Raw genomic sequence first — 13,898 nt, 5'->3', positions numbered from 1 at the left:
CAGAAGTGAAACGCCGTAGCGCCGATGGTAGTGTGGGGTCTCCCCATGCGAGAGTAGGGAACTGCCAGGCATCAAATAAAGCAGAAGGCCCGGTCGGAAGACTGGGCCTTTTTGCGTTGGTGCAAAAAAATGCCGGATGCGACGCTGGCGCGTCTGCTCCAGCTTACGCAGGCACGATAGCACGATAGGGGGCAGCTTATTCCCCCACATACGCCAGATTCAGCAACGGATACGGTTTCCCCAAATCGTCCACCTCAGAGCGTCCCGTAACCTTAAAACCCATCTTCTTATAGAACCCAACCGCCTGCTCATTTTGCTCATTAACATTGGTTGTCAGTTCCGGGGCCATGGAGAGTGCATGCTCCACCAGCATCCGACCCACGCCGCAGCCGCGCACATCAGGATCGATAAACAGCGCATCCATATGCTGCCCACTTAACAACATAAACCCAACCGGTTGATCCAGCTCATTAACCGCGACCCACAACGGTGCTTTCGGCAGAAAGGAACGCACCAGCTCTTCCAGCTCGGCCCGATACTCTGCTGATAAAAAATCGTGAGTGGCGTCGACAGAACGACACCAAATCGCAATGAGCTTTTCCCCTTCCTCATGCCGTGAGCGGCGAATACTAATAACCATTTTCTCTCCTTTTAGTCATTCTTATATTCTAACGTAGCCTTTTCCTTGAAACTTTCTCACCTTCAACATGCAGGCTCGACATTGGCAAATTTTCTGGTTATCTTCAGCTATCTGGATGTCTAAACGTATAAGCGTATGTAGTGAGGTAATCAGGTTATGCCGATTCGTGTGCCGGACGAGCTACCCGCCGTCAATTTCTTGCGTGAAGAAAATGTCTTTGTGATGACAACTTCTCGCGCGTCTGGTCAGGAAATTCGTCCGCTAAAGGTGCTTATCCTTAACCTGATGCCGAAGAAGATTGAAACTGAAAATCAGTTTCTGCGTCTGCTTTCAAACTCGCCTTTGCAGGTCGATATTCAGCTGTTGCGCATCGATTCCCGTGAATCGCGCAACACGCCCGCAGAGCATCTGAACAACTTCTATTGCAACTTTGAAGATATTCAGGAGCAGAACTTTGATGGCCTGATCGTCACCGGCGCGCCGCTGGGACTGGTGGAGTTTAATGACGTCGCTTACTGGCCGCAAATCAAACAGGTGCTGGAGTGGTCGAAAGATCACGTCACCTCAACGCTGTTTGTCTGTTGGGCGGTACAGGCTGCGCTCAATATCCTCTATGGCATTCCTAAGCAAACCCGCACTGACAAACTCTCTGGCGTTTACGAACATCACATTCTCCATCCTCATGCACTTCTGACGCGTGGCTTTGATGATTCATTCCTGGCACCACATTCGCGCTATGCTGACTTTCCGGCAGCGTTGATTCGTGATTACACCGATCTGGAAATTCTGGCGGAGACAGAAGAAGGGGATGCCTATCTGTTTGCCAGCAAAGATAAGCGCATTGCCTTTGTGACAGGCCATCCCGAATATGATGCGCAAACGCTGGCGCAGGAATATTTCCGCGATGTGGAAGCCGGGCTGAATCCAGATGTACCGTATAACTATTTCCCGCATAATGATCCGCAAAATACACCGCGAGCGAGCTGGCGTAGTCACGGTAATTTGCTGTTTACCAACTGGCTGAACTATTACGTCTATCAAATTACGCCATATGATCTGCGTCGCATGAATCCAACGCTGGATTAATCTTCTGTAGCAGTCGATCGTTAAGCGTTTCAGCATGTTGAATCAGGCACCTTCGGGTGCCTTTTTTATTTCCGAAAACTTCTTCATTAAGTAAATAATTTTTAATTTTACTGTTATCAATAAGTTAACCATTAATTAAATTAAAAATGGAAATTGTTTTTGATTTTACAATTTAATTGAGTAGTCTTAGTCGTGCTGAACGAAAAGCGCACAACGATCCTTCGTTCACATTTGGGATGCAACAGGATCAAAGACGAGGGCTTACTCAATGAATCAACAGGCAACAACAACCGAAGAATTAACCTTTACCATGCCATTCGGTGAGCAGGAGAAGCATATTCTTACTTCTGATGCTGTAGCATTTCTCACTGAACTGGTGACACGTTTTACACCTCAGCGGAATAAATTACTGGCGGCGCGCATTCAGCAGCAGCAAGATATTGATAACGGAACGTTGCCTGATTTTATTTCGGAAACAGCTTCCATTCGTGATACAGACTGGAAAATTCGTGGTATTCCCGCGGACTTACAAGATCGTCGAGTCGAGATAACTGGCCCGGTTGAGCGCAAGATGGTGATCAACGCACTGAACGCCAATGTGAAAGTCTTTATGGCCGATTTCGAAGATTCACTGGCCCCGGACTGGAACAAAGTGATCGACGGGCAAATTAACCTGCGCGATGCGGTTAATGGCACCATCAGTTACACCAATGAAGCAGGCAAAATTTATCAGCTCAAGCCCAATCCAGCGGTTTTGATTTGTCGGGTACGCGGTCTGCACTTGCCGGAAAAACATGTCACCTGGCGCGGCGAAGCAATTCCTGGCAGCCTGTTTGATTTTGCGCTCTATTTCTTCCACAACTATCAGGCACTGTTGGCAAAGGGCAGCGGTCCCTATTTCTATCTGCCGAAAACCCAGTCCTGGCAGGAAGCGGCCTGGTGGCGCGAAGTCTTCAGCTATGCAGAAGATCGCTTTAATCTGCCGCGCGGCACCATCAAGGCGACGTTGCTGATTGAAACGCTGCCCGCTGTGTTCCAGATGGACGAAATCCTTCACGCGTTGCGTGACCATATTGTTGGTCTGAATTGCGGTCGCTGGGATTACATCTTCAGCTATATCAAAACGTTGAAAAACTATCCCGATCGAGTCCTGCCAGACAGACAGGCCGTGACGATGGATAAACCATTCCTGAATGCTTACTCACGCCTGTTGATAAAAACCTGCCATAAACGCGGTGCTTTTGCGATGGGCGGCATGGCGGCGTTTATTCCGAGCAAAGATGAAGAGCGCAATAACCAGGTGCTGAACAAAGTAAAAGCGGATAAAGCGCTGGAAGCCAACAACGGTCACGATGGCACATGGATTGCCCACCCTGGCCTTGCTGACACGGCAATGGCGGTATTCAACGACATTCTCGGCTCCCGTAAAAATCAGCTTGAAGTGATGCGCGAACAAGACGCGCCGATTACTGCCGATCAGCTGCTGGCACCTTGTGATGGTGAACGCACCGAAGAAGGTATGCGCGCCAACATTCGCGTGGCTGTGCAGTACATCGAAGCATGGATCTCCGGCAACGGCTGCGTGCCGATTTATGGCCTGATGGAAGATGCGGCGACGGCTGAAATTTCCCGTACCTCCATCTGGCAGTGGATCCATCACCAAAAAACGTTGAGTAATGGCAAACCGGTGACCAAAGCCTTGTTCCGCCAGATGCTGGGCGAAGAGATGAAAGTCATTGCCAGCGAACTGGGCGAAGAACGTTTCTCCCAGGGGCGTTTTGACGATGCCGCACGCTTGATGGAACAGATCACCACTTCCGATGAGTTAATTGATTTCCTGACCCTGCCAGGCTACCGCCTGTTAGCGTAAACCACCACATAACTATGGAGCATCTGCACATGAAAACCCGTACACAACAAATTGAAGAATTACAGAAAGAGTGGACTCAACCGCGTTGGGAAGGCATTACTCGCCCGTACAGTGCGGAAGATGTGGTGAAATTACGTGGTTCAGTCAATCCGGAATGCACGCTGGCACAACTGGGTGCGGCGAAAATGTGGCGACTGCTGCACGGTGAGTCGAAAAAAGGCTACATCAACAGCCTCGGCGCACTGACTGGCGGTCAGGCGCTGCAACAGGCGAAAGCGGGTATTGAAGCAGTCTATCTGTCGGGATGGCAGGTAGCCGCGGACGCTAACCTGGCGGCCAGCATGTATCCGGATCAGTCGCTCTATCCGGCAAACTCGGTGCCAGCTGTGGTGGAGCGGATCAACAACACCTTCCGTCGTGCCGATCAGATCCAATGGTCCGCGGGCATTGAGCCGGGCGATCCGCGCTATGTCGATTACTTCCTGCCGATCGTTGCCGATGCGGAAGCCGGTTTTGGCGGTGTCCTGAATGCCTTTGAACTGATGAAAGCGATGATTGAAGCCGGTGCAGCGGCAGTTCACTTCGAAGATCAGCTGGCGTCCGTGAAAAAATGCGGTCATATGGGCGGTAAAGTACTGGTGCCAACTCAGGAAGCAATCCAGAAACTGGTTGCGGCGCGTCTGGCTGCCGACGTTACGGGCGTTCCAACCCTGCTGGTTGCACGTACCGATGCTGATGCGGCGGATTTGATCACCTCCGATTGCGACCCGTATGACAGCGAATTTATTACCGGCGAGCGCACCAACGAAGGCTTCTTCCGTACTCATGCAGGCATTGAGCAAGCAATCAGCCGTGGCCTGGCGTATGCGCCGTATGCTGACCTGGTTTGGTGTGAAACCTCTACGCCGGATCTGGAACTGGCGCGTCGCTTTGCGGAAGCTATCCACGCGAAATATCCAGGCAAACTGCTGGCTTATAACTGCTCGCCGTCCTTCAACTGGCAGAAAAATCTCGACGACAAAACTATTGCCAGCTTCCAGCAGCAGCTGTCGGATATGGGCTACAAGTTCCAGTTCATCACCCTGGCAGGCATCCACAGCATGTGGTTTAACATGTTCGACCTGGCAAACGCCTATGCCCAGGGCGAAGGTATGAAGCACTATGTTGAAAAAGTGCAGCAACCGGAATTTGCCGCCGCGAAAGATGGCTACACCTTCGTTTCTCATCAACAGGAAGTGGGTACAGGTTACTTCGATAAAGTGACGACCATTATTCAGGGCGGCACGTCGTCGGTTACCGCGCTGACCGGCTCCACCGAAGAATCGCAGTTCTAATAACCAACGCCCCTTTCCGTAAGGCGAGGGGCGAATTAAGGAGAGGCGATGCCGCGTGGCCTGGAATTACTGATTGCACAAACTATTTTGCAAGGTTTCGACGCTCAGTATGGTCGATTTCTTGAAGTGACTTCCGGGGCGCAGCAGCGTTTCGAACAAGCCGACTGGCATGCTGTCCAGCAGGCGATGAAAAGCCGTATCCATCTTTACGATCATCACGTCGGTCTGGTAGTGGAGCAACTGCGCTGCATTACCAACGGCCAAAGCACGGACGCGGCATTTTTACTGCGCGTCAAAGAGCATTACACCCGGCTGTTGCCGGACTACCCGCGCTTCGAGATTGCGGAGAGCTTTTTTAACTCCATGTACTGTCGGTTATTTGATCACCGTTCGCTTACTCCCGAGCGGCTTTTTATCTTTAGTTCCCAGCCAGAGCGCCGCTTTCGTACTATTCCGCGCCCGCTGGCAAAAGACTTTTATCCCGATCACGGCTGGGAATCTCTGCTAATGCGCGTTATCAGCGATCTGCCGCTGCGTCTGCGCTGGCAAAATAAAAGCCGTGACATTCATTACATCATTCGCCATCTGACAGAAATGTTGGGGACAGACAACCTCGCGGAAAGCCATTTACAGGTGGCGAACGAACTGTTTTATCGCAATAAAGCCGCCTGGTTGGTGGGCAAACTGATCACACCTTTCGGCACATTGCCATTTTTGCTGCCGATCCATCAGACGGACGACGGCGAGTTATTTATTGATACCTGCCTGACGACGACCGCCGAAGCGAGCATTGTTTTTGGCTTTGCGCGTTCTTATTTTATGGTTTATGCGCCGCTGCCCGCAGCGCTGGTTGAGTGGCTACGGGAAATTCTGCCGGGCAAAACGACCGCAGAATTGTATATGGCTATCGGTTGCCAGAAACACGCCAAAACCGAAAGCTACCGCGAATATCTCGTTTATCTACAGGGCTGTAATGAGCAGTTCATTGAAGCGCCGGGTATTCGTGGCATGGTGATGTTGGTGTTTACGCTGCCGGGTTTTGATCGGGTATTCAAAGTCATCAAAGACAAGTTCGCGCCGCAGAAAGAGATGTCTGCCGCTCACGTTCGTGCCTGCTATCAACTGGTTAAAGAGCACGATCGCGTGGGTCGAATGGCGGACACCCAGGAGTTTGAAAACTTTGTGCTGGAGAAGCGGCATATTTCCCCGGCATTAATGGAATTACTGTTTCAGGAAGCAGCAGAAAAAATCACCGATCTCGGCGAACAGATAGTGATTCGTCATCTTTATATTGAGCGACGGATGGTGCCGCTTAATATCTGGCTGGAACAAGTGGAAGGTCAGCAGTTGCGCGACGCCATTGAAGAATACGGTAACGCTATTCGCCAGCTTGCCGCTGCTAACATTTTCCCTGGCGACATGCTGTTTAAAAACTTCGGTGTCACCCGTCACGGGCGTGTGGTGTTTTATGATTACGATGAAATTTGCTACATGACGGAAGTGAACTTCCGCGACATCCCGCCGTCGCGCTACCCGGAGGACGAACTTGCCAGCGAACCGTGGTACAGCGTCTCGCCGGGCGATGTTTTCCCGGAAGAGTTTCGCCACTGGCTATGTGCCGACCCGCGTATTGGTCCGCTGTTTGAAGAGATGCACGCCGACCTGTTCCGCGCTGATTACTGGCGCGCACTACAAAACCGCATACGTGAAGGGCATGTGGAAGATGTTTATGCGTATCGGCGCAGGCAGCGATTTAGCGTGCGTTACCGGCCACAGGTGTAGTCACATTTTATCTGGGTCAAATGAGTGATATATTTTCACCCACTAATTCCGGGAGAAAATATGACTGAATTCGATCTGTTAGCTCAGGAGCTGCTGGAGAAAGCAGCCAATGATGAAAAAAACCAACAGGAGCGCGATAAACAACTTATCGATCGGGTTCTGGAAATCTACGATCAGAAATACGTTGCTGAATTACTTAGAAAAATTGGTAAAAATGAGTGGAGTCGGGAAACACTTAACCGCTGGGTAAATGGCAAAAGTAAACCAAAAACACTCACTCAGGCGGAAGTTGAGCTATTAAGAAAAATGCTTCCAGAGCCACCAGCCCACCATCCAAATTATGCGTTTCGGTTTATTGATCTATTTGCCGGAATTGGTGGTATCCGTAAGGGGTTTGAGGCAATTGGAGGTCAATGTGTATTTACCAGTGAGTGGAATAAGGAGGCTGTTCGCACTTATAAGGCAAACTGGTATAACGACGAAAGTAGCCATACATTTAATCATGATATACGCGAGGTCACGTTAAGCGCCGATGATACGGTAAGTGAAAAACAAGCGTATGCACATATTCAGCGTCATATTCCTGATCACGACGTATTACTGGCGGGATTTCCTTGCCAGCCATTCAGTCTGGCAGGGGTCAGTAAGAAAAATTCTCTCGGGCGTGCGCACGGTTTTGAATGCGAAACACAAGGCACTCTATTTTTTGATGTTGCACGGATTATTAAAGCAAAGCGCCCGGCGATATTTGTACTGGAAAATGTCAAAAACTTAAAAAGCCATGATAAAGGTAAGACCTTTAAGGTCATTATGAATACCCTGGATGAGCTGGGCTATGAAGTGGCCAACGCTCATGAAACCGGGAAGGATGATCCTAAAATCATTGATGGCAAACATTTCCTCCCGCAGCATCGTGAGCGGATTGTGCTGGTGGGTTTCCGTCGTGATCTCAATATTCATCAAGGTTTTACTTTACGGGATATTGATCGTTTCTATCCGCAGCAAAGACCGCTCTTTGGTCAACTACTGGAATCCTCTGTTGATAGCAAATACATCCTCAGCCCAAAGCTCTGGCAATATCTGTATAACTATGCCAAAAAACATGCGGCGAAAGGCAATGGTTTTGGATTTGGGTTGGTTGATCCAAATAATGCAAATAGCGTCGCCAGGACATTATCTGCCCGTTACCATAAAGATGGCTCAGAAATATTGATCGACCGGGGCTGGGACAAGGCGCTTGGGGAGATAGATTTTAACAATGCTGAAAATCAGGCGAACAGACCACGCAGATTAACGCCTCGCGAGTGTGCTCGTCTGATGGGATTTGAATCCCCTGGCGGGAAACCGTTCCGTATACCGGTTTCAGATACACAGGCTTACCGTCAATTTGGTAACTCAGTCGTCGTACCGGTATTTGCAGCAGTTGCGAAACTGCTTAAGCCCTATATTTTGCAGGCCACCAGTAAATCGATAAAAAAATAAATTGATCGTTATACCCGGCACGCTCCGGGTATAACGCATCACTTTTCTTACCGCATTCCACCGTATGCCAGCGTCACTTCCTTCGCGGCTTTAATGACCATTGCGCCAAACTCAGTCACGCGGTCATCGGTGATGCGCGATACTGGCCCGGAAATTGAAATAGCGGCAAATGGTTCGCGATGTTCATCAAAAATACATGATGCCAGGCAGCGCAGACCCAATGCATGTTCTTCATCATCAAATGAATAACCCCGTTTGCGTGTCTGGGCGAGATCTTCTTTCAGGTGGACTGGCGACACCAGAGTAGCGTGGGTATAGGCATGTAACCCTTTGCGATGCAGCAGTTTCGTGACCTGCTCTTCACTGAGTTGCGATAAAAACGCTTTACCCGCACCGGAAGCATGCATTGGTAGTTTGCCACCAATGGGCGCGGACATACGCATCAGTTGTGTACATTGCACCTGGTCGATGATGACGGCTTCATGGTCGCTTTGATCGAGTACCGCCAGGTTGACTGTCTCACCAGAATCTTCCATTAATTTCCGCAGAATAGGGTGAACAATGGCAAGCAGGTTGCGGCTTTGCAAAAAGCTGCTGCCAACCACAAAGGCATGTGCGCCCACCGCCCAGTGACCCAGTTCGCCAACCTGACGGACAAAGCCCTGTTGCTGCATGGTTGTGAGCAATCGATGGGTGGTAGAGTTGGGTAATCCCGCTTGCTGTGCCAGTTCCGTGAGTGCCACACTGCCATTGGATTCGGCTATCCATTCCAGTAATTTCAGGCCACGCGTTAAAGACTGTACTTGCCCGGTAGCGGGGGCGGTGGCAGCGGCGGGTTTTCTGCCGCGTTTTGCGGGAACAGGTGCGACCATGACAGCCTCCTTTTTCTGTATCGTGGAAATCATTTTCATTTTTATTGCTATCTAATGCAATAGTTGCCACACTGATCCGATGAGTTAATGTTGAACAAATCTCATGTTGCGTGGTGCTCGCTTTTACCACAGATGCGTTTATGCCAGTATGGTTTGTTGAATTTTTATTAAATCTGGGTTGAGCGTGTCGGGAGCAAGTGTGAGCAGCAAAGTGGAACAACTGCGTGCGCAGTTAAATGAACGTATTCTGGTGCTGGATGGCGGTATGGGCACTATGATCCAGAGCTATCGACTGAACGAAGCCGATTTTCGTGGTGAACGCTTTGCCGACTGGCCATGCGATCTCAAAGGCAACAACGACCTGCTGGTACTCAGCAAACCGGAAGTGATCGCCGCTATCCACAACGCCTACTTTGAAGCGGGCGCGGATATCATCGAAACCAACACCTTCAACTCCACGACTATTGCGATGGCGGATTACCAGATGGAATCCCTGTCGGCGGAAATCAACTTTGCGGCGGCGAAGCTGGCGCGTGCCTGTGCTGACGAGTGGACCGCCCGTACGCCGGAGAAACCGCGCTATGTTGCCGGTGTTCTCGGCCCGACCAACCGCACGGCGTCTATTTCTCCGGACGTGAACGATCCAGCATTCCGCAACATCACTTTTGACCAGCTGGTGGCGGCTTATCGAGAATCCACTAAAGCGCTGGTGGAAGGCGGTGCGGATCTGATCCTGATTGAAACCGTTTTCGACACCCTTAACGCCAAAGCGGCGGTCTTTGCGGTGAAAACGGAGTTCGAAGCGCTGGGCGTTGAACTGCCGATAATGATCTCCGGCACCATCACTGACGCCTCCGGGCGCACGCTCTCCGGGCAGACCACTGAAGCATTTTACAACTCATTGCGCCACGCCGAAGCGCTGACCTTTGGCCTGAACTGTGCGCTGGGGCCCGATGAACTGCGCCAGTACGTGCAGGAGCTGTCACGGATTGCGGAATGCTACGTTACCGCGCACCCGAATGCTGGGCTGCCCAACGCCTTTGGTGAATACGATCTCGACGCCGACACGATGGCAAAACAAATACGTGAATGGGCAGAAGCGGGATTCCTGAATATTGTTGGCGGCTGCTGTGGCACCACGCCACAACATATTGCAGCGATGAGCCGTGCAGTAGAAGGATTAGCGCCGCGCAAACTACCGGAAATTCCCGTAGCCTGTCGTTTGTCCGGCCTGGAGCCGCTGAACATTGGCGACGAAAGCCTGTTTGTGAACGTCGGCGAGCGGACCAACGTCACCGGTTCCGCTAAGTTCAAACGCCTGATTAAAGAAGAGAAATACAGCGAGGCGCTGGATGTGGCGCGTCAGCAGGTGGAAAACGGCGCGCAGATTATCGATATCAACATGGATGAAGGGATGCTCGACGCCGAAGCGGCGATGGTGCGTTTCCTTAATCTGATTGCGGGTGAACCGGATATCGCTCGCGTGCCGATTATGATCGACTCCTCAAAATGGGACGTCATTGAAAAAGGTCTGAAGTGTATCCAGGGCAAAGGGATTGTTAACTCTATCTCGATGAAAGAGGGCGTCGACGCCTTTATTCATCATGCGAAACTGTTGCGTCGCTACGGTGCGGCAGTAGTGGTGATGGCCTTTGACGAACAGGGCCAGGCCGATACCCGCGCACGGAAAATCGAGATTTGCCGTCGGGCGTACAAAATCCTCACCGAAGAGGTTGGCTTCCCGCCAGAAGATATCATCTTTGACCCGAACATCTTCGCGGTCGCAACTGGCATTGAAGAGCACAACAACTACGCACAGGACTTTATCGGCGCGTGTGAAGACATCAAACGTGAACTGCCGCACGCGCTGATCTCCGGCGGTGTTTCTAACGTTTCTTTCTCATTCCGTGGCAACGATCCGGTGCGCGAAGCCATTCACGCGGTGTTCCTCTACTATGCCATCCGTAACGGTATGGATATGGGGATCGTCAACGCCGGGCAACTGGCGATTTACGACGATTTACCCGCTGAACTGCGCGACGCGGTGGAAGATGTGATTCTTAATCGTCGCGACGATGGCACCGAGCGTTTACTGGAGCTTGCCGAGAAATATCGCGGCAGCAAAACCGACGACACCGCCAACGCCCAGCAGGCGGAGTGGCGCTCGTGGGAAGTGAATAAACGCCTGGAGTACTCGCTGGTCAAAGGTATTACCGAATTTATTGAACAGGACACCGAAGAAGCCCGTCAGCAGGCTACGCGCCCGATTGAAGTGATTGAAGGCCCGTTGATGGACGGCATGAACGTGGTCGGCGATCTGTTTGGCGAAGGTAAAATGTTCCTGCCGCAGGTGGTCAAATCGGCGCGTGTGATGAAGCAGGCGGTGGCTTACCTCGAACCATTCATAGAAGCCAGCAAAGAGCAGGGCAAAACTAATGGCAAGATGGTGATCGCTACAGTGAAGGGTGACGTCCACGACATCGGTAAAAATATCGTTGGCGTGGTGCTGCAATGTAACAACTACGAAATTGTTGATCTCGGCGTTATGGTGCCGGCGGAAAAAATTCTCCGCACCGCCAAAGAAGTGAATGCTGATTTGATTGGCCTTTCGGGGCTTATCACGCCGTCGCTGGATGAAATGGTTAACGTGGCGAAAGAGATGGAGCGTCAGGGTTTCACCATTCCGTTACTGATCGGCGGCGCGACCACCTCTAAAGCGCACACGGCGGTGAAAATCGAGCAAAACTACAGTGGCCCGACGGTGTATGTGCAGAACGCCTCACGCACCGTTGGTGTGGTGGCGGCGCTGCTTTCTGACACTCAGCGTGATGATTTTGTCGCTCGTACCCGCAAGGAGTACGAAACCGTGCGTATTCAACACGGGCGCAAGAAACCGCGCACTCCACCGGTCACGCTGGAAGCGGCGCGCGATAACGATTTCGCTTTTGACTGGCAGGCTTACACGCCGCCGGTGGCGCACCGTCTCGGCGTGCAGGAAGTCGAAGCCAGCATCGAAACGCTGCGTAATTACATCGACTGGACACCGTTCTTTATGACCTGGTCGCTGGCCGGGAAGTATCCGCGCATTCTGGAAGATGAAGTGGTAGGTGTTGAGGCGAAGCGCCTGTTTAAAGACGCCAATGACATGCTGGATAAATTAAGCGCCGAAAAAACGCTGAATCCACGTGGCGTGGTGGGCCTGTTCCCGGCAAACCGTGTGGGCGATGACATTGAAATCTACCGTGACGAAACGCGTACCCATGTGATCAACGTCAGCCACCATCTGCGTCAACAGACCGAAAAAACGGGCTTCGCTAACTACTGTCTCGCTGACTTCGTTGCGCCGAAGCTTTCTGGTAAAGCAGATTACATTGGCGCATTTGCTGTGACCGGCGGGCTGGAAGAGGACGCACTGGCTGATGCCTTCGAAGCACAGCACGATGATTACAACAAAATCATGGTGAAAGCGCTTGCCGACCGTTTAGCCGAAGCGTTTGCGGAGTATCTCCATGAGCGTGTGCGTAAAGTCTACTGGGGCTATGCGCCGAACGAGAACCTCAGCAACGAAGAGCTGATCCGCGAAAACTATCAGGGAATCCGCCCGGCACCAGGCTACCCGGCCTGCCCTGAACATACGGAAAAAGCCACCATCTGGGAGTTGCTGGAAGTGGAAAAACATACCGGCATGAAACTCACAGAATCTTTCGCCATGTGGCCCGGTGCATCGGTTTCGGGTTGGTACTTCAGCCACCCGGACAGCAAGTATTACGCGGTAGCGCAAATTCAGCGCGATCAGGTTGAAGACTATGCCCGCCGTAAAGGTATGAGCGTCTCAGATGTTGAACGCTGGCTGGCACCGAATCTGGGGTATGACGCCGAGTAAATGATAATACCGGGGTATTTGCCCCGGTATTTAATGTCATAAATAATGGATTATTGAAAATGATAAAAATTGATGAAATAGATTTTTTCGCTTTCGAAGGACGTTCAGAAGCCGAAGTTACTGAACTATTAGGGAAAAAACCAACAGGTTATAATGATTGGATAATTAATATAAAAACAGGTGTGGAGTGGGTATTTTCTGATGGTTGCTTTTGGTTGGATTTTCGTAAATCCAAAGAGGGGATAAGGTGTATCTCATGCAGTATTCTGTATCACGATAAAAGTAAAGGGCGTATCGACGTCTTCTTTAGTGAAGGTATGGCTGACAGAGGTTTAAAAAATACGGGTGGAGTGTTAATCCAAAAACGCCCGCAATTATAATAATCCCTGGTAATATTTGTTTTCGTAAAAAGGATTTACTTTATGCAACGTCAATATAAAAAATACATTCTTCTTTTTTGGGGTGTCATGGATGTTATCGCGATAGCCACATATCTATTCTACTCGGTTGGTAATGGTCGTATCCCTTTTTATTCCGATATCGTTCATTCAATTTCCTTACTTAAAGCTATCGGCATTGAAGGTGGTTTTTACGCGTATGCAGTCGCCACTGTTACGCTACAAATAGTATTATTGTTCTCTTTATTCTTTTCTGCGCAATCTTTTTTAAAACAAAAATTGTTTAGTTTCTCTTTTTTTGCGATTCAGGAATTTATGCGTTTTGCTACCGTAAGCTGTTCAATCTCCGTAATACCGTTGATACTTAATTATTTTGATTCACAGAATCTGGTCTTAAATATTTCGTTGTTTATCTTCTCAGAGGTCACAAAAGTGACAACGTTTATCTGGTGTAAACGGCAAGAAAAAATGTGACAAAAATAACAACAGGTACAGGTGGATTTTTATATAGATGCCTTTTTAAATGCTTTCTTGTATAAATCTCTTATACT

11 protein-coding genes are annotated in these 13,898 nt (G+C 50.3%); 9 read left to right on the top strand and 2 right to left on the bottom strand.

Features of this window, described 5'->3' with window-relative positions; genetic code table 11:
- Positions 1-188 (top strand): hypothetical protein (locus K0335_RS10055; RefSeq protein WP_219393807.1); only part of this gene is annotated, 188 nt, incomplete at its 5' end.
- 8 nt (positions 189-196) lie between these two features.
- Here the strand turns inward: K0335_RS10055 and K0335_RS10050 are convergent.
- Positions 197-640, bottom strand: a complete 444-nt coding sequence (locus K0335_RS10050) for an acetyltransferase (protein WP_104919827.1) — start codon at positions 638-640, stop codon at positions 197-199.
- Positions 641-796: 156 nt separating this feature from the next.
- On the opposite strand from K0335_RS10050, the gene metA reads away from it, so the two are divergent.
- From metA to K0335_RS10025, 5 genes are all read left to right on the top strand, one after another.
- Positions 797-1,726: a homoserine O-succinyltransferase gene (gene metA, locus K0335_RS10045; protein ID WP_001122792.1), complete on the top strand. Its 930-nt coding sequence runs from the start codon at positions 797-799 to the stop codon at positions 1,724-1,726.
- Between the two features lie 268 nt (positions 1,727-1,994).
- Positions 1,995-3,596, top strand: coding sequence for a malate synthase A (aceB, locus tag K0335_RS10040; RefSeq protein ID WP_104919828.1), 1,602 nt, complete (start codon positions 1,995-1,997; stop codon positions 3,594-3,596).
- Positions 3,597-3,625: 29 nt separating this feature from the next.
- Positions 3,626-4,930, top strand: a complete 1,305-nt coding sequence (gene aceA / locus K0335_RS10035) for an isocitrate lyase (protein ID WP_000857847.1) — start codon at positions 3,626-3,628, stop codon at positions 4,928-4,930.
- A 48-nt stretch (positions 4,931-4,978) separates the two neighbouring features.
- Positions 4,979-6,712 (top strand): bifunctional isocitrate dehydrogenase kinase/phosphatase, encoded by a 1,734-nt coding sequence (gene aceK / locus K0335_RS10030; RefSeq protein WP_219393806.1) that lies wholly within the window; start codon positions 4,979-4,981, stop codon positions 6,710-6,712.
- Between the two features lie 60 nt (positions 6,713-6,772).
- Positions 6,773-8,194 (top strand): DNA cytosine methyltransferase, encoded by a 1,422-nt coding sequence (locus K0335_RS10025; protein WP_000134229.1) that lies wholly within the window; start codon positions 6,773-6,775, stop codon positions 8,192-8,194.
- A 47-nt stretch (positions 8,195-8,241) separates the two neighbouring features.
- Here K0335_RS10025 and iclR read toward each other — a convergent pair whose 3' ends face one another.
- Complete coding sequence (iclR, locus tag K0335_RS10020) at positions 8,242-9,066, bottom strand: glyoxylate bypass operon transcriptional repressor IclR (protein WP_000226428.1); 825 nt, start codon at positions 9,064-9,066, stop codon at positions 8,242-8,244.
- A 199-nt stretch (positions 9,067-9,265) separates the two neighbouring features.
- Between iclR and metH the strand changes: the two genes are divergently transcribed.
- From metH to K0335_RS10005, 3 genes are read left to right on the top strand one after another with little or no spacing between them, the layout of a single operon-like run.
- On the top strand, positions 9,266-12,949 hold the full coding sequence (metH, locus tag K0335_RS10015) for a methionine synthase (protein WP_104919830.1): 3,684 nt from the start codon (positions 9,266-9,268) through the stop codon (positions 12,947-12,949).
- Positions 12,950-13,008: 59 nt separating this feature from the next.
- On the top strand, positions 13,009-13,329 hold the full coding sequence (locus K0335_RS10010; protein WP_000590029.1) for a hypothetical protein: 321 nt from the start codon (positions 13,009-13,011) through the stop codon (positions 13,327-13,329).
- A gap of 42 nt (positions 13,330-13,371) precedes the next feature.
- Entirely contained in the window at positions 13,372-13,821 is a 450-nt protein-coding gene (locus K0335_RS10005) for a hypothetical protein (RefSeq protein ID WP_001189569.1), read from the top strand.
- The last annotated feature ends 77 nt before the right edge of the window (positions 13,822-13,898 follow it).

The organism is Escherichia sp. GZ89 (assembly GCF_019366485.1).
GTDB classification, from domain to species: domain Bacteria; phylum Pseudomonadota; class Gammaproteobacteria; order Enterobacterales; family Enterobacteriaceae; genus Escherichia; species Escherichia fergusonii.
This window is presented reverse-complemented; position numbering and strand designations above follow the sequence as displayed.

Bases quoted from the DNA above. Each gene is read 5' to 3' on its own strand.
- K0335_RS10050 (WP_104919827.1), bottom strand. From the start codon at position 640: ATGGTTATTAGTATTCGCCGCTCACGGCATGAGGAAGGGGAAAAGCTC.
- metA (WP_001122792.1), top strand. From the start codon at position 797: ATGCCGATTCGTGTGCCGGACGAGCTACCCGCCGTCAATTTCTTGCGT.
- aceB (WP_104919828.1), top strand. From the start codon at position 1,995: ATGAATCAACAGGCAACAACAACCGAAGAATTAACCTTTACCATGCCA.
- aceA (WP_000857847.1), top strand. From the start codon at position 3,626: ATGAAAACCCGTACACAACAAATTGAAGAATTACAGAAAGAGTGGACT.
- aceK (WP_219393806.1), top strand. From the start codon at position 4,979: ATGCCGCGTGGCCTGGAATTACTGATTGCACAAACTATTTTGCAAGGT.
- K0335_RS10025 (WP_000134229.1), top strand. From the start codon at position 6,773: ATGACTGAATTCGATCTGTTAGCTCAGGAGCTGCTGGAGAAAGCAGCC.
- iclR (WP_000226428.1), bottom strand. From the start codon at position 9,066: ATGGTCGCACCTGTTCCCGCAAAACGCGGCAGAAAACCCGCCGCTGCC.
- K0335_RS10010 (WP_000590029.1), top strand. From the start codon at position 13,009: ATGATAAAAATTGATGAAATAGATTTTTTCGCTTTCGAAGGACGTTCA.
- K0335_RS10005 (WP_001189569.1), top strand. From the start codon at position 13,372: ATGCAACGTCAATATAAAAAATACATTCTTCTTTTTTGGGGTGTCATG.